This window comes from Vibrio sp. 10N.261.55.F4, assembly GCF_041470465.1.
GTDB classification, from domain to species: domain Bacteria; phylum Pseudomonadota; class Gammaproteobacteria; order Enterobacterales; family Vibrionaceae; genus Vibrio; species Vibrio crassostreae_C.
This window is the reverse complement of sequence record NZ_JBFRMM010000002.1, coordinates 73,749-98,038: the sequence shown is the minus strand read 5'-3', so window position 1 is coordinate 98,038 and position 24,290 is coordinate 73,749. Positions and strand designations below refer to the sequence as shown.

The following is a 24,290-nucleotide window of genomic DNA, read 5'->3' as shown; positions in this document are numbered from 1 at the left end:
TTAAGTCAATGAAAGGATTTGGACATACTGAAATGAAACTTAACCGATACCTCTATAAAATCTCACAGGGAGATGCGATCAACTTAGAGCACTTCCTCAAGTCTTTGCCATTCTCAGACATCAATGAATGGCGGAAAATTTATCGTGCAACTCGTCTTAAGAGTGGACATCAATTGGAGATACTCGATGAAGAACGGCATCTCGCACTGTATGAGCCAGAAGTATGCGATAGAGTTGCAGCATCTAACTTGGGGCGCTCACATGATTTCCCTAGTAATTTTGCTCACGTTTTGGTTTTGAACAGCACAACTAAGTCACAGGTTCCGTTTGTTATTGTATCCGATATTGATGGTTTCAAAACCCACGGCAGGCTCATGGGTAATCGAGCAGTTCTTATAGAGAATATTGAGAATTTCTATCGATACCGAGAGTTCCTAGAGCTAATTGGTCATCCATCATTAGCTGAAAGTTCAGACATCATTTTTGGCGCAGGCAACCAGATATGCCACTATCTGAACCGGCCATTTTTATCTACTTATGATGAAATCTATTGTGCTCAAGACGTTGAATTGGGGGGGCTGACTGTGTACGGAACTCTTAAAAAGTCGCTTCCTCAATGTGAATGGCTTGCTCCAGTAGATTGGGGCTTATTTCAAAACAAATTCAAACTCAAACCCAAAAGTGCAGCTCACTTAGCTAAGGCGATAGAGCTGGCTCGAAATTTTGGCTTAAACTCTGAAGCCGATCTTATGAACAAAACTCGCTTATTCCTAGAGCAAGAGGCTCTATTACCCGAAATACGACAGGATTCCACCGATGTTTAACAATCCAATAGATAACCTTCTAATCAGTATATCGCGCTTGGTTGCAGTAGATTGTGCTGGCGTTGCAATTGCAGAAATTGACCTGCGTGAAGGCGGGATTCTTATCGGTGGCGGGAACATTGGTAAAACTTCCATTCTGAACGCCATTCGACTATTTTTGCTGCCAGAAGAGAACTTTAAAGATTCAAAAAATAAGTTTGGCTTTTCAGATAAAGAAGGCAACTTTTACTCCAATGATGAGTGTTTTGAGCATTACTTCCCTAGCAGCACTAGCTTCCTGATTTTGGAATGTGACAACTACCTCGGCGGGCCAATGCCCCATTGTCAGATACTCTATCGTGGTAACTCTGATAAGCTCGATTATCGCCGTATGTTCACATCCCTTCGGTATGCGCAAATACGGCATCTTTTTTGGGATGACAACGTTGGGGATGATGGTATTGGTGGCCGAGTGGATGATTTATCACCCAGCAAAGTGCAGGCTTTTCTAAAGCGTGAGGATAAGCACTTTAAATCATTAGTACGCTCTTCCGCGATTAAGGAAGTGATCTATGCGAATCAACTACTCGATATTGATGCGATGCGCTTTTGTTTATTTCCCCTCAGCTCAACTAAGGATGCGGATGTCGATGCTTTTCGCGCACTCGTCCGCTTGCTATTTGATATGAAAACGGGGTCGGACACGGTTCGTTTGGCTGTGGCCAATATCATTGAATCGAGAAAGAAGGAGCGCAAAGACGAGCTCAATTTTGATATTGATGCCTTTATTAATTATAACGACATGTTGTCAAGTCGCGAGCTAATACTCAAAAAGATTGAAAGCTTAAGACCTGAATACGAAAAGCTTGCCGTCAGTCATCAACAATTAGTGAGCAATAAAAATGCTGAAGATGCGTTGATGCAGTACGCTATGATGCTTGACAGCCGAATCAACCAGGAAAACCAAACTCTTGAACAAGAAGAGATACAGTTAACGTTACAGCAAGGAAAAGTACGGTCGGCCAAAAAAGCGTGTGATGACACTGTCGATAAACAAAAGACACTGAAAGGTGGGGTTAAAGTACTCGTTCGCCAGCAGAAGAAGCTCGATGAGATTGTGCAAGAGACTGAGCTTATCCTTAACATCTACGATAAAAGTGAGACGATAGACGACATTATATCAGGCCACCGTGAACACCTGGATGATAGAAAGGAAGCGTTAAGATTAAAGGAAGATGCAGAGGCTCTACAAACTGAATTAGAAACCCTCAAGCAAGAAATTTCCAACCTTAGCGAGACTGAAGCTCGCTATCAAGCATCGGTCAATGCTCAACAATTCAAGCTGTTTAACCAGTTACCTGAAAGTGTCTGGATGAAGTTAGCAGCGGTTAATGAGGAGTTAGCGGAGTCTAATCCAGCAAGAGTGTTATCCTCATCTGAGAGGCAGGCAATTGAGTCATTTACCGATTTATTAGAAGAAAAACAGCAGCACTACGCACTTTGGGACTTAACGTTAGAGTCCATTCCAAGCATTAATCGAGAGTCTGACCAAACGCGGTTATCTAAAGTACAAGAGGCCTTAGAGCAAAAAAGCAAGCGAGTCGCAGAACTCAGTGCAATGGGTAATCAATCCCGCATTGAGCGAATTAAAGAAATTACGGCGCTTAAAACTGAAATCAAACGTACTGAAAATGAAATCCATTTGCTAAAAGCATACACAAACAATGCAGAGCAGCTTCAAGAGACTAGTAAAGAACTAGCGGAGGCTGAACAAACTCGTGATTCGTTAGAAAAACAGTTCGATGCACAATATGACCTATGGGCTCAAACGAAGCACTCGTTTGACGCACAAACTAACCAACTAACCGAGAAAAAAGAGCAGTTAGAAAAATTAACCGGATTCAGCGTTAGGGTCAAAGCGGCACTTCAGGCGCATCATCTACCAGTAAGCGATTTTTCAGTCTTACCCGATCAAACAATCGACCTTTCGGAAGAAACACTACGAGCTCGAATAGAGGCTCTGCACAAAAAGCGTCAAGCAAAGACCGAGATTACCGAAAAAATCCAAGGTTTTGTCAGAGAACAAGTGCTAGAAAATGACGATAAGCTGATGCTCTCTCACCTAGATGATGATCTTCTAGAACACGCATTTAACCAACTCCAAACTCGCTATCAAGGCCTAGATAATGAGTTTGATATTCTGCGCAAAAACTTTATTGAACATAAGCACACTGTTCACTCCATCATTAATGAGCTAAAAAATAATCGAGAATTGGTTTTCCAGTTTGAACAGAGTATTAACCGTGCGTTTGAAGGACTAGAGATCAATGACTTGTCACAGGTTGAAGCCAAAATCAAGATTGAGGCGCGATTTGACGACCTAGTGAGGGAAATCGAGTTTTTTGATACGCACTCAGATCAAAAAGCCTCGGAGCAGTTTATTGAACGCCTCAAAGCTTTTAGTAAAAAGTTTTTCCCAGAAGGCAAAGCCGCGCTACTGACCATGGAGCAGATCGTCTCTGGCATTAGCTATAGAGTTAAAAAGCGTGCTCAAAATGGTTGGGAGAGCAAGTCACAGTCCACCTCTACTATCATGCTGATCAACATCAAGCTGGTGGAAATTTTGTTGAGCCGATTAAGAAATAGTGCTTGTGCGACCCAATTTCCACTAGTGATAGATGAAGGTGCTTCGGTGGATAGTTCACAATTTGATTGGCTGTTGCCAAATATGAAAAAAGCAGGCTTTCGAGTTTTAAGTGCTTCTACTAACTCGGCATCCAGTGAGATTATCTTTAAGTTTGGTCAACATTTTCGTTTGGATTCGATGCGCACTTCAAAACCCTACGATGAAGCTCGGAGCATTGCTTACACAGGCATACCAGAAAGCTTTGTGAGAAAAGGAAGTGCGCTGGATAGAGAGCAACTCGATATGTTTGGAGAGGCAGATGAGTGATAAAAGACTTCTGACCATCCCCACGTTTGCCATTATGCTTGAACATCACACCGTAATGAGGGATGTGATCAGGACAATGGATGAGAGTGGTGAGCCTTATGTAAGAGAAGCGACCTTCATCTCTAGATTGCACCGATACATACAAGGGCAAAGCAAAGATAAACAGAAACAATTACGTACTGCCTTTTCTGCCGATAACTTGTTAGCGACCCATATTTTAGTCGACAAAGATGAGTTCGGTGGTGAAAGTCGCCTAATCTTTGATCGAGCCGTGATCGGGGTATTTCGTCTCTTTGATCGTAGCTTGTTTCAAGATTTGACAGACGTCGCGCTCAAAGTCCAGTTAGGAGGCATACGCTTACTTCTAGAAAAGCTTCAGTCGGGCTCAATGCTGTATAGCGATGACAACTTAGATTTTAAGGAGCTCATTGACGAGTTGTTTCATCAATTAAGTGAGCTTCTAAACAGTATTCGTTTGAACTTGGTAAAAATGCAAACGATCAATCAGGAGCTCAGTGATGCGAGTGAACTTGCCGCCAAATCGGATAACCCACAAGTGTTCTCGCTCCTCCAGCAAGAGTCGATAGAAAAAATATCGCTATTGCTATCGAGGCACATACTGCCCACGCGACAATTTTTGGATGAGAAAAGTCGGTTGAAAGATGGGCCGAACTTGTTTGAATGTCTGCAAAATTTACGCAGTCAGTTTGATCGCCATCAAGACCACCCACGGGCGAACGCAATGTTGAGGTATGAGGTGAGCTTTAACAGTTTTCACAAACAGATCAGCAAAGTATCGCATTCAGTAGACCAGTTTTTGGCCCGTTCCAAAAAGCGTCTTCAACAGTTTAATGCCATTGAAACGGCATTTGATGATTTAGTCAAAGAGTTAGATGCAACAAAGCACAACCTAAAACGCAGCCAGATAGATGGGCAATTTGCTCGTGATAACGGTACATTTATGGGGTTAATGCAGCAAGCAAGACCCAAAGTGCTTCGTATCAGTAGTTCAGAAGCCTACCTCAACAATGTAGTGAGTGATATAGATGCGCGAGTTGCGGATAAAGGCCTGCTAGAGCAGGGGCGTTATGTTGAGTTAGTCAGCACTAAAGATGATTCAACCGAACGAAGGCTCGCTCGCGCAGAGCAGATTTTTGAATTGGTGAAACAGATGAAAATGGCCGAATATCAAGATCTCACGCTCTCACTTCATAGGCGCCTCAAAGAACATCTGGTTGACTATCATTTTGTTGACCTATTGGAAGGGCTTAACTTCCTATTACGCAGTGAAGCGATGCTTGATGGACACATACTTAAAATGACTAATTTCCGCCAACGCATTGCCCAAAGCGACACTATTTATCTATACCGTAAAATTCGAACAGAGCGAGTAACTAATCCATGACGCCATTTTCTCAAATAAACATGGTGAAAAGCCAGCAGATATACACGACATTCGTCAATGGTAAGGTTATCACTAAGCAAGTTTATGACCTCTACCAGCAACGTTTTATTGAGAGTCCGCTTTATACCGAACTTTATAATAACCTAGAGCACTTTACACAGCTTTACCTGCACATTGGTTTCACGCTCAATTTCAATGTAGAAGGGGAGTTTTTCTATATCAGTCGTAGTGAAGCAGAAGAAGACGCAGACACCAATGCCACCAAAATTCAGGCTATGTTATTAATTATTGCCCGTTACTGGGTGGATAAAGGTTTTGACCTAGACGATCTAACCACGCCAGTGATTGGGCTCGGGCGCACGGCACTATTGGAGATTACAGAGCAAACCATCTATGACGATATTCGTCAGGCGCTTGGAATCGAAACCTGGGATAAAGCGCTAAACTATCTTGCGGATCGCAACTTCCTCTATCCTTGTGGCGATAAACATTACGTTCTAAGTTCAGCTGGAATGCACTTCTTGAATTTACATGTTGAGAAATACTCACAAGAGTCAGAGTAAAATGATTCACGCCGTTGGTAATGACAAGCCAGATTAATGACTGTTAGCTAACTCTATGAATTAACTAACAGTCTCAAAAGTAGTAAGATGCTAACTTAGTTGCATTTAAGATTGACCAGCATTGGCGAGAAAGGAACTTTTGAGTGGAAAAAAGTAATTTTGAGTTTTTAAAGCATCATGACGAATTACTGTTTCGGTTAGCAAACCGTGCAGAGCAATGTTTTGTTCCTGATCCAAATACCACGCTGGTTAAGATACGCCAACTGGGTGAAGCATTAGCGCAAAACGTCGCTGCGCGCGTAGGTGTCCAATACGGCAAAGATGAAAATGGGCGGGATATCAGACAAGTCGACCTCTTACGTAATCTTGAGTATAAGCTGACCTTAGACCAGCGTATCAATGACTCTTTCCATACTATTAGAAAGCTTGGTAACACCGCCAATCATGACTTCACTTCGTCGAGCCACCGTGATGCACTTAAAGCATTAGTGTTGGGCCATGCCCTTAGCGCCTGGTATCACACCCTATTTGGCGGGGCTCATGCCAAAAATTTTAAACCACAACCCTTTATAAAACCTGAAGACCCATCTGAGCATGTGCGCAAGCTAGAAGAAAAACTGCAAGCGTTAGAAGTTACCCAGCAGCGAACCTCAGAGCGTCTGAAAGTTGCTGAACAGCTCAAACAAGTTGAAGCAGAAAAATCCGCAGCCTTGAAAAGCAGAGCCGAGCAAATGCAGGCAGAAAGCCAGCTTTGGGAGGAAGTGGCGACTGAGCATGAGGATACGTTAACTCAGTATCGTAAGAAGATGGACGAGGCCAACCTCATTTATCTGGCTGAATTCAATCAACAAGACAAACAAGCTCAAGCCAAAGTTATTGAGCTTGTTGAAAAGTCGCGTCTTGAATTAAATGAACAAGAGACGCGAGTGCTTATTGATGAACAACTTAATGATGCACAATGGACAACAGATACGGTTAACTTAAGATATTCAAAAGGGGCAAGGCCTGTAGCTAACGAAAACCGTGCTATTGCTGAATGGCCAACTTCATCTGGGCCTGCGGACTATGTGTTGTTCTCAGGTCTAACGCCTGTTGCCGTAGTGGAAGCCAAAAAGAGCGCTAAAAATGTCTATGGCGCAATTGATCAAGCTAAGCGTTATGCAAAAGGGCTAACAGAGAAAGGTGGGATCACCATTGAAACGACTTACGGAGAGTTTCAAGTCCCGATTGTTTTTGCTACTAATGGTCGCCCTTATTTAGAACAGTTAGAGCAAGAGAGCGGTATATGGTTTTTAGATGTGCGTGATAGCACCAACCGACGTCGTGCTCTAAAAGGTTGGTACACACCGCAAGAAATCAAAACGTACTTAAGACAAACGCCACAACAGGCTGAACAAGAGCTTGATCAAATGGGTTTTGATTATGATTTGAAGCTACGTGACTATCAGGTAGAAGCGATTAAATCTGTTGAAGAAGCCATTAAGCAAGGGAAAACCAATGCACTGGTAGCAATGGCAACGGGAACAGGTAAAACCAAAACCTGTATTGCCTTGGCCTACCGTTTATTAAAGGCTGAACGTTTCCGTCGTATTTTGTTTTTGGTAGACCGCTCAGCTCTTGGTGTACAAGCCACTACAGACTTTGGTGAAGTACGTTTAGAAAACCTCAATACCTTTGCTGATACCTTTGATGTGATTGGCATGGAAGCAGACAAATCGCCCATAGCCAAACCCGAGGACGATACCAAGGTGCATGTTGCGACCGTACAAGGCTTAGTTAAACGTATTTTGTACCCAAGCGATGGCGATACTAAGCCGGGTGTTGGTCAATACGACTGCATTGTGGTTGATGAATGTCACCGCGGTTACCTGCTTGATCGAATATTAAGTGACACCGAATTAGAGTTTCGTGATCAAAAAGATTATCAATCTAAGTACCGCGCTGTTTTAGAATACTTTGACGCTTTCAAAATAGGCTTAACCGCGACACCAGCGCTGCACACAGTAGATATTTTTGGCGAGCCTATTTTCAGTTACAGTTATACCGAAGCTGTACTAGATGGCTATTTGAACGATCACCTACCGCCTGTTCGTATTCATACTAAGCTAGCAGAACAGGGCATTCATTACGAAGTGAATGACGAAGTTCAAGCTTACAATGTTGAAGACAACACGGTAGAGAAGTACAACACGCCGGATGAGCTCGATTTCGACGTGTCTCAGTTTAACCGTAAGGTCATTAGCCCAAGTTTTACCAAACAAGTGACTAAGTGGTTGATTGAAAGTGATGCCATTAGCCCTTATTCAGAAGCAAAAACCTTAATCTTTTGTGTTACCGATAAACATGCCGATCAGGTGGTTGAGGCTCTAAAAGAAGCGTGTGAACAATATCATGGTGAAGTGGAAGACGATGCCATTCAAAAGATCACTGGAGCCAGTGATAAACCGCTAGAAAAAATCCGCCTGTTTAAGAATGACCGCTTACCTAACATTGCCGTCACCGTTGATCTGTTAACCACAGGTGTTGATGTACCAAGAATTTGCAATCTGGTCTTCCTTCGCCGAGTGAATAGCCGAATCCTATTTGAACAGATGCTTGGCCGTGCAACCCGCTTGTGTGACGAAATTGGTAAAGGGCCATTTAAAATCTACGATGCCGTAGATATCTATACGCAGTTAGAAGACGTCAACAGCATGAAGCCTGTCGTTACGAACGTGAACGTGACCTTTACCGAACTAGAAAACGAGATGAAGCAAGTCGATGAAGATGAACTTCAAACACTCGCTAAGAACCAGTTCATCGCCAAGCTGCAAGTGAAACGCCGTCACTTAACGGATAGCCAGCGTGACAACTTTGAAACTATTGTTGGTCAATCACCAGAAGACTTCATCCAAGATCTAAAAAAACGACCGTTAAATGAAGTAGCCGAATGGTTTACCAATCACCCAGGTTTAGGTGAATTACTTGATGCCAAAGTCACAGGAGGAGGAAACCGTCCACCAATCATTATTTCAGAGCATGATGATGAAGTGACGGGCGTTACTACTGGTTACGGTGATGGCCAAAAACCTGCCGATTATCTGCAAGCGTTTAGCGACTTTGTTAAAGCCAACAGCAACCGATTGATTGCTATTCAAACAGTCGTGCAAAAACCTTGGGAATTAACAAGAAAAAGCCTGAAAGAATTGGCGTTAGAGCTTGAAAAGAACCGCTTTAGAGAACAAGATCTGCAAGTTGCGTGGAACGAAGTGAAAAACGAAGAAATTGCCGCCAGAATCATTGGCTTTATTCGTCAAGCCGCATTGGGCGAAGCTCTCATTCCATTTGACCAGCGTGTCGATAAAGCATTAGCAACCATGCTAGCTAGCCAGCAATGGAAGACGCCACAAAAGCAGTGGTTAGAACTTATTGCAAAGCAAATGAAGGCCACCACCATAGTTGATTTACCTGCGCTAGACCAAGGTATTTTTAAACAGCAACAAGGTGGCATTAAACGCGCCAACAAACTTTTTGAACAGCCTATAGAGGATGTTCTACTTCAATTTAACAAAGCTCTGTGGCTAGCCCCTCAATCGGCACAGTCGCAACAAGAAAAAACAGCGTAGTGCTGTTAAACCCAGAAAGGTATTGTATTAATGAGCACTCAAGATCTCGTCGCCAAACTTTGGAATTTATGTAACTTACTGCGTGACGACGGCGTGACCTATCACGAATACCTTAATGAGTTAACCTATCTGGTTTTCTTAAAAATGGTCGATGAAACAGGCCAAGACGAACTGCTACCAGAAGGTTATCGTTGGGAAAACTTAGAGGCGTATAACGCTGCAACTCGTCTTGAACAGTACAAGCAATTATTGCTTCATTTGGGTTCAAATGGTTCATTGATCACTAAAGCCATCTTCACCGATGCCAGCACCGTTATTCGCAAACCAGCCACGCTAAATAAGCTGGTTGTTGAAATTGATAAGCTCGATTGGTACAGCGCCAAAACCGAAGGGTTAGGCGACATGTACGAAGGCTTGCTAGAAATTAACGCAGGCGAGAAAAAATCGGGCGCAGGACAATACTTTACACCACGAGTGCTTATCGATGTGATGGTTGAGCTAATGAAGCCAAACCTTGATGATGTGATTGTTGACCCAACCGCCGGTACAGGTGGTTTCTTGATCAGCGCGCACAACTACCTAAAAGAGAACAATGATATTGACGGGTTAGATACTCTGCCATATGACAAATATCAACACGACACTTTCTTCGGTATGGAATTGGTACCAGACACTCGTCGCCTAGCGATGATGAACCTAATGTTACATGACTTAGCTGTTGATGATGAAAATTCAGGTATCTTGTTTGGCGATACCTTGTCGAATGAAGGTAAACAGCTTCCCGATGCTAACCTCATTTTAGCTAACCCGCCATTTGGTACTAAACAAGGTGGTGGCGTACCAACCCGTGATGATTTGGTGCATTACACCAGTAATAAGCAGCTTGCCTTCTTGCATCTGATGTACCACAAAATGCTTAAACCGGGTGGTCGAGCAGCGGTTGTGCTTCCAGATAACGTGTTGTTTGAAGGCTCAACTGGCCAAACTATCCGTAAAGACCTAATGGAGAAGTGTAATCTGCACACCATTTTACGCTTGCCTACGGGTATCTTCTACGCCGCAGGGGTAAAAACCAATGTGCTGTTCTTCTCGAAACCAGAGGATGTAAAACAAGACAAAGGCCAAACTAAAAACGTATGGGTATATGACCTACGTTCAAACATGCCGAAATTTGGCAAACGCACCGTACTGACTAAAAAGCACTTTGAAGAATTTTACCAAGCGGTAGGCAGTGACTTGACCCAAGTGGATGAGAAAGCTCGCAAAGCGTTTATCAGTAGCCATAAAGACGACGCGGATGGTTGTCGCCTGCGTTGCTTTAGCCGTGATGAGATAAAAAATAAAGATGAATCACTTGATCTAAGTTGGATTCGTGATGACAACAATGAAGACGCTTCAAAGCTACCTGCGCCAGATGTGTTAATTAACGAAGCGTTGCTTGAAATGGCAGGGGCAATGGAAGAACTAAAAGCGATTTTAGTGGATTTAGATTCAGCGGAAAGTGATGAGGTGGCTTCGTGAGTCAGTTACCTAAAGGGTGGATTGAAATAACGATAGGTGATGTTTTACAGCCTCAATCTGATGGAAAATTACTTCATCAAGGTTGGAGCCCAAAATGTCATACAGAGGCTGCTGATTCTGATGATTGGGGAGTTTTAAAGACAACAGCCATTCAAGATGGTTTTTTTCTAGAAGAGCACAACAAAAAATTGCCGGAAGATAAGCAACCTCGTGAAAGAATTGAGGTTAACGCTGGTGATCTATTGATGACTAATGCAGGGCCAAGAGCAAGATGTGGAATAACCACTTTAGTTCAAGATGTGCGCCCTAAATTAATGCTTTCTGGAAAGATGTATAGAATGAGGTTTAATCAGAATTACATTTACCCGAGGTTCATTGAAGCATGTCTGCGAAGTGAAAAGGTTCGAGCTGAAATTGATGCTCGAAAGACAGGGATGAGCGAAAGTGGTCTTAATTTGACTCAAGCTAGGTTCTTAACTGTTCCGTTTCGCCTAGCACCACTAAACGAACAAATCCGAATTGCCAACAAGTTAGATTCTATCCTTGCCAAGGTCGATAAAGCACAAGCTCGTTTAGACAAAATTCCTGCAATCTTAAAACGTTTTCGTCAATCGGTATTGGCTGCAGCTACGTCTGGGGAGTTGACGAAAGAGTGGCGTGGAGAAATGGGACTTGAATGGGAAGCAAATTGTTTTACGGTAGAACAAATTGCGAAGAAAGAAAAATATTCACTGGGCATCGGTCCTTTTGGTAGTAATTTAAAAGTTGCTGACTATAGAGATGAAGGTCACCCGTTGGTCTTTGTTCGAGAAATAAGGGCAAGGCAATTTGGTGGAGCAGGTACTAAATTCGTTGACCATAATAAATTTTCAGAATTGGTAGCCCATAGAGCAAAGCCGGGTAATATTCTAATTACTAAGATGGGTGATCCTCCTGGGGATGTTGCTATGTATTCTGATGACCTGCCAGAAGCTGTTATTACGTCAGATTGTATAAAGCTTGATGTAAACGAAGAGTTAGCCAGTAAGCAGTATGTTTTCTTCTACATGCAATCGGAGCACTTTCAGCTTCAGATGAGAGCAATTACAGCAGGTGTTGCCCAGCAAAAAGTTAACTTAAAAAACTTCAAGACTCTGGGCTTATTAATGCCTTCACTTGAAGAACAAACACAAATTATAAGTCGAATTATTACTTTGGTTGCGAGTGCTGACAAAGTCGAAAAACAATACCTAGACGCTAAAGCTCGCTTGGATCGTCTAACTCAATCGATCCTTGCCAAAGCCTTCCGAGGTGAGTTGGTACCACAAGATCCATCTGATGAGTCAGCAGAAAAATTATTAGAACGTATTCTCGCTGAACGTGAACAAGCCAAGCCTAAAAAGGCGACTCGTAAGCGCACCACCAAAGCAAAAACGGCAGAGAAAGGATAATACAAGCAATGAATCAATCACTCTCATTAGTCAATATCAAAGCCAATAACTTTAAGTCGTTGGTGGACTTTTCGCTGCCGTTTAGCAAATTTAACTGCTTAGTAGGCTTAAACGGCTCGGGTAAATCAACGGTACTACAGTTTATTGATTTTCTCTCACAGCAGGTGAGTGGTGACATTGATGAGTGGTTGGACAGCCGACAATGGAGTGCCAAAGATCTCAATTCGACGCTTACTAAGCAATCCAATATTACTTTTACAGTAGAGCTTTCTTGCTCCGGCAAATCAGTCATTTGGGACGGCAGTTTTAACAGAACTGAGCTGTATTGTACTTCTGAGAAAATTGTTTGGGGTAGCAAAACTCTGCTCAATGTTGCGGATGGTAAGTTCTCGCTACCAACAGAAGGTCTTCAAGCGCCTATTACCTTTGATTATCAAGGTTCGATTCTGTCTCAACTAAGAAAAAATCAGCTACCGTTTGAATTAGAAGAGTTTAAAAACTTCTTCAAAGAGCTAAATGCACTAGACATGCTTTCCCCAGATATGTTGCGTGATCAACACATCAGCGGTAAGACTCTAGGCGCTGGCGGTAAGATGCTATCGAGCTTTATCAGCAACATGACCAAACACGAGAAAGCGAACTTAGTATCCACTTTGAAAGGCCTCTATCCAAGTTTAGTCAAAGTGGATGCTACGGTTCAAAAATCGGCAGGCACAGTAAGGCTTGAGATAGAAGAACAGTTTGGCGAGAAGGCCATCAAAACCGAAGCTAGGCACATTAACGATGGTTTGCTTCGCTTTATGGCAATTTTTGCCCAGCTAACCAAAAAGCAAAGTGCGTTATTGCTTGATGAGATCGAAAACGGTGTGAACCCAGAGCTTATCGAAAAGCTGGTGGACAGCTTAGTTGAGGCTAATACCCAAGTGATTGTCACCACTCACAGCCCTATGATTCTTAACTACATGGAAGATGATGTAGCTAGAGCAGGTGTGGTTTACCTTTATAAAAATGCTCAAGGTGCGACACAAGCTATTCGCTTGTTTGATATCCCTTCTATGCAGCGCAAGCTAAAGTTCATGGGGCCAGGTGAGGCCTATGAAGACACGATTCTTGAAAATCTTGCGCCAGAAGCCGCGACAGTTCAACTGATTAGCAACTAAAGAGGGCAGAACGCATGTATTTAGTTGTCAGCGGTGAAGGTGAAACCGACATCGGTAAAAGCAATGATGCAATCGGGCCTCTGAGCAAGTTAATAGATAAGTTCATTGAACCCTATTCAGGCTTCTCACTTCTCGATGCGGATCTGCTTGAAGTGGTTCATGAAACTCGCATTACCGAGATCTCGCGCGATAGAGCCATAATCAAACCGCTTTCAAGACGCGGTAAGAAGACTCAACACGAAACCCGCGAATTTTACAGTGCTGCACGAGCATTAGCCCATGTAGCACAAAATACGGAAATTCAACCTAGTTTAGCTGTTCTTTTTCACGACTCAGACAGCAATAAATGGCCTGATTACAATACAAAGCGCCTTTCAATGGAACATGGCTTTGAAGCTCAAGGCTTTGAAAATGGGGTGCCGTTTGTTGCTCAACCTAAATCAGAAGCTTGGCTACTCTGTGCATTGAAAAACGGCTATCAATATTGTGAGGCTTTAGAGGAACGTTCGGGCAACGATAATTCACCTCGCTCTTTAAAAGCTGAGCTGGAAGAACATTTGGGTGAGTCAGCGACTCGTGAAAAACTCAATGAGCTCGTAGACGAAGGCCAGGTAGACTTGGCTCAAATTACCGATATGAGGTCGATGACTGATTTTCAAGATTCAATGAAAGAAGTGTTAGGGCGAATGCTGGGTAAGCCAATCAAATAAAGTACATTTTCATAATTAAAAATAAGAACAAAGATGAGACTAAATAGGCTTAAATTAATCGGTCAATACAAATCGATTGTTGGAACAGAAGAACATCCTTTCACCTATACCTTTAAGCCCAACAGTGATGGCTATTCACCTATATGCTTGGTTGGCTTAAACGGTTCCGGTAAATCAAACTTCATTGAACTGATCGCTGATATCTTTGGTTACGCCGATAGGTACTTCAACCCGCAGTACGAATGTTCAGAAGACCTCACTTATGATTTTGAAATCGAGTATCAGATTACCGGTGGTTCAGTTTTAAGGACGGTGCTGCTCAAATGTACTAGTTCGAACTTAAAGATGCTTTATCTTGAGGGTGAAAGACCACTTAGTTATGGTGCAAATGGCCTTGAGGATAATCAAGTCGATGAGATGCTCGAACTGTTGCAGGTTTTCAATGAAGTCACGGTCGGCTTTCACGAAATGCTCCCCATCAATGTTATTGCTTACTCATCAGGGAATAATCAAGGCTTGAGTTCAGTCTTCGCGAAAGCCCAGCTTAGCTTTTACAACGTTGTTCGGAAACAGGGCGTATTTCATAGAGAATATGCCAAGCGTTTCGACAATTTAATTACTCGAGAAGATGGGTTTGATGAAAATCAAGTGATTGAGCTGCGTGACTATATTGAAACGAGTTATGAGCGCAACAAATCGCTGTTTGAACCACCATTAGTTTTTGATGACGAAATCGATATTGATGTACCTCTACCATCAATCAAAGCAGAAAGCCCTATCGGTACATTTACAGATCATACCGCCAATCAGTTGTTCTTCATTTCGCTAATGGTCAATGAAAGTGAAGAATTTAAGCGATTCCTAAACGATTACACAAATATCGAAACATTGAAGTCATTTGAGATTGATTTGCGACTGTCGGAGTACCGAGATTTAGATTTCATTAAAGCTGAAGCTATACGACTGCAGCAACTTAGCTGTGATAGTTCGAAGTTCAATGAGGATACTCTCAACGGTGTCCTGAAGTTTGAAGTCAACCAGGACTTTTTTGAAAAAATAGAAAGCTTGTATCTAGAGCGTTCTATGTTCCTAGACAATTTGATGTTCATTAGCCAAATGGTGGCTAAGCGGTGGAGCAGAGACGAAAAACGAACGTTGAAAACGAGTTGTTATGAGCGAAATGTACCTAACATAGCTGGTGGCTTAGCGCCTATTCGATTCGTTAATACAAAGGTTAGGTTAATTAATCCAAATGCAGTTACCCTCTATGATCGTCTCAGTGATGGCGAGCATCAGCTCATTCAAATTATCGGTTCCTTAATACTATTCGGTGACCAACAATCCTTGTTTATCCTTGATGAGCCAGAAAGTCATTTCAATCCTGAGTGGCGTATCGAGTTTGTCGATATCATTAACAAGTACGTTGGCTTATCAAAGTTAGAGCTAATCATCTCAACACATTCGCCTTTTGTCCTTTCAGCATGTAAATCTGAGCGCGTGCTGCACTTTCAGAAAAATCCTGAGGGATGTGTAGCGATTCAATCCCTGGGGAATGTCGAAACTTACGGGGCTTCCTTTGACTCTTTGTTAGCGTCTGTATTTGATTTGGATGTGTTGATTTCTAAGAAACCGCTGTCTGAGCTTAGATCTGGTTTACGAGCCTATGATGAAGGGTTAATGGACGAGCTGGAAACGCTAAAGTGGCTTGAGTCATATGGTGATTCATTTGAAGTGAACTATAGACGTAATCAGATTAAACACAAGATCGCTAGCAATGATCGAGGTGAAGACTAATGCTTTGGCCTGTATTACTCCCTCCACAGTTCTCTCTTTATTGTTTGGACGATATTCATAAGGGCTTCTATCGTCAGATGTTTGCAGCAAATAGTTTTAATGACTGCTTTCCTGAAAACTTTATCAATGTCCTTAGTGGAAGCACCAAAACAAAAGATCGATTCCAAGCGGTATTTTCCGCATACCAAGAATTAGACTCTGACCCTAAGCAAGAGTTTGAAGACGTGTTTGATAACCAAGTGCGCTGCATACAATTTCTTGGTAATACAGCTCCGCAAGTCCTTTTTCCTACTGAAAATATAGCTGATATTTGGGAGCTAGCTAAAAAGCTTGGGGGGTATTTATATTCTACAACTTTGGATCTTGCATGCTTCAAGAATATAACTATAAACCCCGCTGATGACATGTGTTCACATTTTGAGCGGTTTAAGCACGATAACGGTGATGTCTGCTGTTTTTGTGGTACTGAAGAGATGATGGAAGAGCGTAATGTAGAGCCTGAAGAAGGGGCTATCAGCGAAGATGAAAAACAGTGGCGAGCATCGTATGACCACTATTTACCCAAAAAGCACTATCCATTTTTAGCTGTAGATTTTAATAACTTAGTTCCTTGTTGTCAGAAGTGTAATGAGAAAGCTAAGGGTGAGCTTGACGTGTTGCATTGTGATGGAGTTAGGTCGTTAGCTTTTAATCCATACACAGACCATGTTCCGGTTTCTTTAGAGGCTACTTACGAAAGTATCAATGGAACGTTTGCTATGGTTGTTGATATCGAAGGCACCGCTGACCAGCTTGCAGAGAAAGCAGATACGTGGAATCGGACATTTGCAGTGTTGCCTAGGATTAACCACAGACTTAAAAAGTTTAACAGATCTTGGCTAGGCCCTTTATTAAATGGGGTTAATGACGTTGCAAATGCACGTACTGTTTTAAATGATGAAGTGAGGCGTTGTAATCTCGATCAAAAAATTGAAAGAGATGCTTACTTCAAATCCCTTTGTTTTGAGGCCATATCGAATAAACCGGATGGTGATATTTCTTCGTTTATCGAAACAATTAATCAAGTATATGCATGGAGGCGCATTTAAATGGCTATATATTGTGGTGATAACAATTCTTGTTGTTTACTCGAAAATGCGGCTGAATTTAAAGAGATTTGTCTTATTCAAGGCCAATCACTTTTTACGGAACTCGCCGTCTGGAATTCAGCGGCGTGCCGTGAACTCATTGAGTTTTTTGTTGAAAATCTAGAGGAAGGTGAGGGCGACTTCTTAGCTAAACTAGAAACTCAGTTAGATAGCGCCTCACCTGAAGCAAAAGTATTAGCAGCAGAAATGCTATGGCTTATGTTTTTATGTCCTAGTAGTACAGGACCGGCTTCTAAACGCGCCAGCATTGAACGTGTTTTTTCCTGGAGCGGTTTTGAGTTTAAGGATGGGGTAAGAGACAAATACTTATCTTACAAAGCATTGACAGGAATAGGAAAAACTGGAGCTGCATATCAAACAGGCCGATGGCGAGAGCTAGTTTACTTTATTCGCTTGCTAGAAAAGCTATTTAAGTTGAGCAAAGATGAAAGAGCAACTTTGCTAGCGAGTCGTACAGAATTTTCAAGCTGGTTAAATGACATTCCTGGGAATGACAAACGACAATTCCGTCACATGATTTTATATCTATTTTACCCTGAAGAGCAGGAGCGAATTTTCGGTGGCGGACATAGGCAGTCATTGCTTGAGACGTTTTTGAATATTACGCCATCTCAGTATAAAAAAATGTCACCTCTTGATGTCGATAATCGATTGTTAGAGATACGAACTCAGTTTGAGAAAGAGTACGGGACAAAAGAGCTAGATTATTACGTTGAGCCATTAAGCTTAAGGTGGGGTCAAGAAAGCTCTGAAGAGCCTAATGAGATAAAAGAACCTGGACAGGGGTATGAAGTGAAGATCAACGACGTAAACCAAACGCTAAATACAATTCTGTACGGGCCTCCAGGCACAGGTAAAACCTATAACACGGTCAATAAAGCTTTAGAGATTGTTGACCCTGAGTTTTACCATCAAAATAACGATGATAGAGCTGCTATCAAGAAGCGATTCGATGAGCTATTAAACAGTAATCGCATTGGCTTTGTTACCTTTCATCAGAGCTTTAGTTATGAAGATTTTGTAGAAGGTTTGAAAGCGACGACTGAAAATAATCAGGTTAACTACGAAATTGAAGACGGTATCTTCAAGCGCTTATGTGAATCTGCTCGTGCGAAACCGACGATAAAAGCAGATCAAGACCATGTTGATATTAGTGGCCGTAACATCTGGAAGATGTCGTTAGGTGATATCGCTGGTGATGATGCTTTTATCTATCAGCAATGTATCGATAGTAGCTGTGTTCTGTTGGGTTATGGCTATGATATCGACTTCTCCGATGCTAATGACCGTAAACAAGTCGCTCAAACCTATCGCAGTAATGGGGTAGAAATTGAGAACGAGAGCTATGACTATCAAGTAACATCGGTCAACAAGTTTAAGAATGAGATGAGCATTGGTGATTTGATTGTCGTCTCGGACGGAAACCGTAAGTTTCGTGCTATTGCAGAAATTACCAGCGATTACTACTTTGATAACTCTTCGGTTGATGATGTTAGTTATTCTCAAGCAAGGAAAGTAACATGGCATAGGGTATACGAACCGTCATTACCAGTTGATGAATTATTCAAGAAAAACCTGTCTCAAATGACTTTGTATCGATTGTATGACACGACCATTGATACAGAAAAACTTCGAGCTATATTACAAGGTAGTGGTGATTCAGATAACGTTGCACCTGGCCGCACGGTAGGTAAGTATCAGATTGAATCAATTTCTGATGAGCTGATTACTATTAGAAAGCCTAATGGTTCTGAGCTTCCAATGCCTAAATCGATTGTTGACGAGCTTTGTGATTTGGTTCGTTCTGGTGATGTTTCTGTTGATGATATTAAACATAAAAGGGTGTTTGATAAAGTAGACACCTTGATGGAGAAGTTCTTAGTAAATGGCTACCCTAATGTTCTCGGACCTTTAGTGGAAGGGATTGTTAGCAAGGGAATATCCTTATCAAATCAAGCTTCTTCAGACCATAGGGTACTGATCATTGATGAAATCAACCGAGGTAACATTTCCAACATATTCGGTGAGTTAATCACTTTGATTGAGCCAAGCAAGAGGGCGGGTGGTAAAGAAGCGCTATCGGTTAAGTTGCCATATTCAAAAGAGGCTTTTTCAGTTCCTGACAACTTACACATCATTGGCACGATGAACACGGCCGATAAGTCGTTGGCTCAGCTAGACATTGCGCTGCGTCGCCGTTTCCAGTTTGAAGAAATGATGACTAACTATGAACTGCTTGCAGAGATTCCACTAATAGATGGTATTGATATTGAGCAGATGGTTCGAGTCATTAATAAGCGAATAGAGCTACTGTACGACCGTGAGCACACGATAGGTCACAGCTTCTTTTTATCACTAAAAGATACCCTGTCGATTGAACATCTGGCTGAAATTTTTGAATTACAGATCCTTCCATTGCTGGAAGAGTATTTCTTTGAAGACTGGGAACGAGTAGCAATGGTTCTGGGTGATCACCTTAAAGCCGATGAGAGTTTGCGCTTTGTTGTTGAGCAATTTGACGCGAACGAAGTCGCTCAGTTAATGGGCGATGATTGGGATCAAACGGGCATACAGCCTTATGTTAGAAACGATCACGCCTTTAACGCTGCCGCTGCATATATTGGTATCTATTCTTAATGTTTAGTCGGAATCATGACTCTGTGATTGCTGTCCGTGAGTTCGGCTTGTTACTCAATGGTGGTGATAAGTCGAGTATTGATTGCCAGTCAATACCGAGTAAAGCGTTTGAGTGGTTGTTGGTCAATGGGCAAAGTAATAATCAAGAGTTAGTTGATCTCATAAAGGTCAAAAAGCAAGGTCGTTCAATTGCTCTGCAAGTTATCAATTATGTTGGGGTATTAGAAACACCCTGCGGCACTCGGATTGAAATTCTTCCTAAAATATCAGAGAAGGAAGATAACCAAACAGCCACGAAAGTGCTTCTCAAGATGCTTTCAACGGTCCATAAACTTAACATACATAGGTTTGAAAACTCTTCGCTACAAGCGTTAAACAGACCATTGTTTGAAATATTGATTGGTTATTTCTTGAAAGATGTTTCGGATGTCATTAAGAAAGGGATTCGAAGCCAGTACACAAGAGTTCAAGATCGTAAACCTTACTTAAAAGGTCAGTTACAAACATCAAAGCAAATAAACCAACGACCGGGTTGCTTAAATAGCTTTCACATTGTTTACGATGAATTTTCTTCAGACAGAGCAGAAAATAGATTGATGCGCTCAGCACTGAGCCAGGTGATGAAGTGGTCAAAAAATAGTGACAACTTACGCTTAGGAAGTGAATTACAATTCGCTCTTGATGATATTCCGCACTCAGAAAACCATGCATTAGATTTTCGCCAATGGTCCAATGAACGATCTTTAATTCATTATCGAACTGTGAAGCTTTGGTGCGAGTTGATTTTAAGTTACCAATCACCAGTATCCCTTTCTGGGCAACATAATGGAATTTCGATGCTTTTCCCTATGGAGAGTCTCTTTGAGCGTTATGTAGCGATTAAACTAGGGAAGTCACTGTCGCATTCTCTCAAATTGAAAACTCAAGCGAGTAGTTGCTCGTTAGTCACTCATACGCCCCGTTCAGGAAAACCTCAAGAGTGGTTTAAGCTCAAGCCTGATATTGTTGTTAGCGAGAAAAATTCGCATGAGCCGTTCTATGTGGCAGATACTAAGTGGAAGCGAATTAACGAGAAACTAGCAACGGCTAAGCATAAGTATGGGATTAGCCAGTCTGACATGTATCAAATGTTCGCCTATGGTCAAAATTATTTAGGTGGTTCAGGCGTGATCTATCTTATCTACCCAGCTTATGAGCACTTTAATGAATCTTTACCGCCATTTAGATTTGATGAGAACCTGTCGGTAAGGGTAATCCCTTATGATCTTACGAATGATGAATGTGAATTACTGGATATTGAAATGTTGCTACCTGAGCTTTCGAGCTAAATCACGTATATCGTTATTTACTCGATTAGACTGGAGTACTAAATCAAGTGCATCGAGCTCTCTGCCGTTTTCAAAGATTAACTTTGCGTTCCCGACTCGAATGGCGGCACCAGCTTCATTGCTGACTTTTTTTCTTACAAGGGTTTCAATGGTATCTGCACGTGAAATCCTTCCAGCAGTGAAATTTTGGAAAAGTTCATAGTTGGATACAAAAGCGGCCTTGCCAACGGATTTTAATTTTTTGTCTAGTTCGATGTCGTCCATGTGATGCTCCATATTTTATGCGATTTAGCTCTGGTAAAATTATAGTCGGTTTCTAGCAACCATCAGGATATAGCAGGATGAAAAAATCTGCTTCTTTCTGCTAGTACAGTTCCTTTGAAATCAGTTTGTGCTGAAGTAACACCAGAAGTAACATCATAAAGCTAGATTTTCATAATCTTTATATTAATCAAAAAGATAGGATTGATAGTCGAGTCCAGTAGCGGCACCAAATTCGTTCTTCATGAACAAACAAAAAAGCCCACCTAGCGTGGGCTTTTTTTTTGTCTGTAATTCCTTGTGTTATCTCGTTCTTTATGAACAATCAAAAAAGTCCACTGAATGTGGGCTTTGATGTAGATCTTGTCGTCTTCTAAACTAAGCGCGAATGATCATTTGCTCGCGCTCTGGACCTACCGATACCATCACGATTGGCACACCCATCAGCTCTTCGATACGAGTAACGTAATCTTGTGCTGCTTGAGGAAGGCTCTCAAACGTGCGGCAACCCGTGATGTCTTCATCCCAGCCAGCCATATCTTCATATACGGGCTTTAGCTCAGCCGTTTGTGGCCAAATCGGGTTCTCTGTGTGCTCTCCTGAGTAAGCAGTACAGATCTTAAGCTCAGACAAACCAGACAGGCAATCAATCTTAGTCAGTGCGATTTCCGTTGCAGCTTGCAGGTCAACACCGTTGCGAGTTGCCACTGCATCAAAGTAACCCATATCACGTGGTCGACCCGTAGTTGCGCCGTATTCGTTAGAGCTTTCGCGGAAGCTGTCTTGTTCTTCCATTGCAGTTACTAGCGTGCCAGTACCAACAGACGAGCTGAATGATTTAGCAACAGCGATAACACGTTCAGGACGAAGTGCAGGTAAACCGCTACCAATGCCAGCATAAGCTGCGGTTACATTCGAAGATGTTGTCCAAGGGTATTCACCGTAGACAAGGTCGCGACCTGCGCCTAACTGAGCTTCAAACAGTAGGTTTGCGTCTTGTGATTGCAGCGCTTTAAGCGGCTCAGTTACGTTGCAGATGAACGGGCGCCACGCTTTAGTTACTTCAAGTAGCCATTCTGTCATTTCAGAAGCAGTCTGGGAGAAGTCACATTGAGGGTAGAGCGCTTTAAGCTGAGGCATCTTCCAATCAAGTAGGAATTGAATACGCTGCTCTAAAATTTCAGGTTGATTCAGCCAACCGACAAGAATGCCTTTCTTCATTACACGATCGCCGTACGCTGGTGCAATGCCTTGACGTGTAGAGCCGTAAGCGCCATCGCCCAAACGCTCTTCTTCAAGCGTATCTTCAAGAGCATGTAAAGGGAGACACAGTGTCGCACGATCTGAGATCGCCATTTTCACTTTGATGCCAGCCTCTTGAACTTCTGCAATCTCTTCAGTTAGCGCAGCAGGGCTGATCACCATGCCAGGGCCAAGAACCGCCGTACAATTAGGATTAAAAATACCACTAGGTAGTTGGTGCAGTTTGAATGTACCGAAGTCATTTACCACAGTATGACCTGCATTGTTTCCGCCTTGGAAACGAATGCTAGCAGAAGCTTGGTCTGCTAAAAAATCGACGATGCGGCCTTTGCCTTCATCACCCCAGTTTGCGCCCACAACAACGATAGATGGCATAATTTTTCTCCTAACTGATTGAGGAATCATGTTAGGCCTACAAGGTGGATAAGAGAAATTAATTATCTTTATTATCTTGATAAGGATTTCATATATCCTTAAAGTCTTAAGCTACAAACGAGATTCCCTATCACGTTCGTTCCTCACTGTAGGGAATGACGATGGGGCATTCTTTACTTTTAGGGAATGATATTAGTGACACGAGAGAGAGGACATGATGCTCGATATTAATTTGTTGAAGACGTTTGTGACGCTTGCGGAGTACAAGCATTTTGGGAAAGCGGCCAATGCACTGCACATGACACAACCCAATGTGAGTTTGCACCTAAAACAACTGGAACAACAAACACGCATAAAGTTGATAGAGAGAAGCCCTTTTCAATTGACTCAAGCGGGTGAACGGCTATTGGAAACAAGCCAAAGAACGCTACTCGAACTGCAGATTTGTCAGGCCGATCTCAATGCCATTAACGACCTTAAAATAGGGACGTTAACCATTGCCGTAAGTGACATCATTTCTCGATTTTTGCTAATTCGTCCGTTCCAGAAGTTCAAAGCGCAGTATCCCGGTATTGACCTTACGCTCTTGAATACCACGTCATCTCAGGCATCGAATTTAGTTAAAAATGCTCAAGCGGATATTGGTTTTGTTATCGCCAAAGAGCAGCACAACGAGTCTTTGTATTTCACTAAGCTGCAAGAGCTTTCTTGGTGTGCGCTTGGCGATGGGTTTGATATCCGAGACTCTGATGCAGAGCTCACTTTGATTCTACTAGGTCATGATACGAGAACGCGTGACTTTATTGATGAAGGTTTACCAAGCCTTAATCTACCTAATTATAGGGTGATGGAAGTAGGGAGTGTCGATGCTCAAATCGACTGGGCAGAAGCGGGATTTGGTGTGGCTATTGTCCCGGAGTTTGCGGTATCAACCAAGCAGCACCTGCATTCGAAAGTGACACCATTGACCAACTTCTCGAGCACCAGTCTTGGTTATATTGTTCGGCAGAACCAAGTCTTGTCGAAAGCAACCAAGCAGCTGTTAGGTTGGGTGAATGATGAGATTATTTCATTGCAAAACAAATAAATACAATCATTGAGTTTGACTCAATCAGCCCACCTCGAGTGGGCTTTTTTGTCCCTGGAAAGCCTCGTTTTTACTGAATCAATAATCTTTGGAACAAACTAGCGCTCACCATCAACTATTCGTCCCGCAAATCAGAGTTTCAAAATTCATCGTTGACAAAGTTTGATAATCAAACTAAATTTCAAATTATTACTTTGATTGTCAAATTACTTGTCAATCAAAGGGCTTTTATTTGCAACGATCATCT

Annotated in this window: 16 protein-coding genes; 14 read left to right on the top strand and 2 right to left on the bottom strand. The window is 42.3% G+C overall.

Annotated features, from left to right (window positions below; all coding sequences use genetic code 11):
- Nucleotides 1-8: 8 nt before the first annotated feature.
- From AB4249_RS01200 to AB4249_RS01140, 13 genes are all read left to right on the top strand, one after another.
- Nucleotides 9-824, top strand: a complete 816-nt coding sequence (locus AB4249_RS01200) for a hypothetical protein (RefSeq protein ID WP_372102198.1) — start codon at nt 9-11, stop codon at nt 822-824.
- On the top strand, nt 817-3,756 hold the full coding sequence (locus AB4249_RS01195) for a hypothetical protein (RefSeq protein ID WP_372102197.1): 2,940 nt from the start codon (nt 817-819) through the stop codon (nt 3,754-3,756). The genes AB4249_RS01200 and AB4249_RS01195 overlap by 8 nt, the downstream gene beginning before the upstream one ends.
- Nucleotides 3,749-5,161 (top strand): hypothetical protein, encoded by a 1,413-nt coding sequence (locus AB4249_RS01190; protein ID WP_372102196.1) that lies wholly within the window; start codon nt 3,749-3,751, stop codon nt 5,159-5,161. The genes AB4249_RS01195 and AB4249_RS01190 overlap by 8 nt, the downstream gene beginning before the upstream one ends.
- Nucleotides 5,158-5,724, top strand: coding sequence for a condensin complex protein MksE (locus AB4249_RS01185; protein ID WP_372102195.1), 567 nt, complete (start codon nt 5,158-5,160; stop codon nt 5,722-5,724). Before AB4249_RS01190 ends, AB4249_RS01185 begins: the two co-directional genes overlap by 4 nt.
- Before the next feature lie 143 nt (nt 5,725-5,867).
- Nucleotides 5,868-9,329 (top strand): type I restriction-modification system endonuclease, encoded by a 3,462-nt coding sequence (gene hsdR / locus AB4249_RS01180; RefSeq protein WP_372102194.1) that lies wholly within the window; start codon nt 5,868-5,870, stop codon nt 9,327-9,329.
- A 30-nt stretch (nt 9,330-9,359) separates the two neighbouring features.
- Nucleotides 9,360-10,850, top strand: coding sequence for an N-6 DNA methylase (locus AB4249_RS01175; protein WP_372102193.1), 1,491 nt, complete (start codon nt 9,360-9,362; stop codon nt 10,848-10,850).
- Complete coding sequence (locus AB4249_RS01170; RefSeq protein ID WP_372102192.1) at nt 10,847-12,280, top strand: restriction endonuclease subunit S; 1,434 nt, start codon at nt 10,847-10,849, stop codon at nt 12,278-12,280. The genes AB4249_RS01175 and AB4249_RS01170 overlap by 4 nt, the downstream gene beginning before the upstream one ends.
- Nucleotides 12,281-12,288: 8 nt before the next feature.
- Nucleotides 12,289-13,440, top strand: a complete 1,152-nt coding sequence (locus AB4249_RS01165; RefSeq protein WP_372102191.1) for an AAA family ATPase — start codon at nt 12,289-12,291, stop codon at nt 13,438-13,440.
- Nucleotides 13,441-13,454: 14 nt separating this feature from the next.
- Nucleotides 13,455-14,150 carry a hypothetical protein gene (locus AB4249_RS01160; protein ID WP_372102190.1) on the top strand — a complete coding sequence of 232 codons (696 nt, stop codon included), beginning with the start codon at nt 13,455-13,457 and terminating at the stop codon, nt 14,148-14,150.
- Between the two features lie 33 nt (nt 14,151-14,183).
- Nucleotides 14,184-15,944 (top strand): AAA family ATPase, encoded by a 1,761-nt coding sequence (locus tag AB4249_RS01155; RefSeq protein WP_372102189.1) that lies wholly within the window; start codon nt 14,184-14,186, stop codon nt 15,942-15,944.
- The gene (locus AB4249_RS01150) at nt 15,944-17,032 is read left to right on the top strand and encodes a hypothetical protein (RefSeq protein WP_372102188.1); all 1,089 of its coding nucleotides are present in this window, start codon (nt 15,944-15,946) and stop codon (nt 17,030-17,032) included. The genes AB4249_RS01155 and AB4249_RS01150 overlap by 1 nt, the downstream gene beginning before the upstream one ends.
- A complete protein-coding gene (locus AB4249_RS01145; protein WP_372102187.1) occupies nt 17,033-19,729 on the top strand; it encodes an AAA family ATPase in 2,697 nt (898 codons plus the stop codon).
- Nucleotides 19,730-19,752: 23 nt separating this feature from the next.
- Entirely contained in the window at nt 19,753-21,057 is a 1,305-nt protein-coding gene (locus tag AB4249_RS01140) for an McrC family protein (protein WP_372102186.1), read from the top strand.
- On the opposite strand, the gene AB4249_RS01135 is transcribed toward AB4249_RS01140, so the two are convergent.
- Entirely contained in the window at nt 21,037-21,321 is a 285-nt protein-coding gene (locus tag AB4249_RS01135; RefSeq protein ID WP_372102185.1) for a hypothetical protein, read from the bottom strand. The two genes, AB4249_RS01140 and AB4249_RS01135, sit on opposite strands and share 21 nt — an antisense overlap.
- Nucleotides 21,322-21,696: 375 nt before the next feature.
- Nucleotides 21,697-22,956, bottom strand: a complete 1,260-nt coding sequence (locus tag AB4249_RS01130) for an adenylosuccinate synthase (protein WP_017059182.1) — start codon at nt 22,954-22,956, stop codon at nt 21,697-21,699.
- Nucleotides 22,957-23,170: 214 nt separating this feature from the next.
- On the opposite strand from AB4249_RS01130, the gene AB4249_RS01125 reads away from it, so the two are divergent.
- Nucleotides 23,171-24,043, top strand: a complete 873-nt coding sequence (locus tag AB4249_RS01125) for a LysR family transcriptional regulator (protein ID WP_017059183.1) — start codon at nt 23,171-23,173, stop codon at nt 24,041-24,043.
- Nucleotides 24,044-24,290 lie beyond the last annotated feature (247 nt).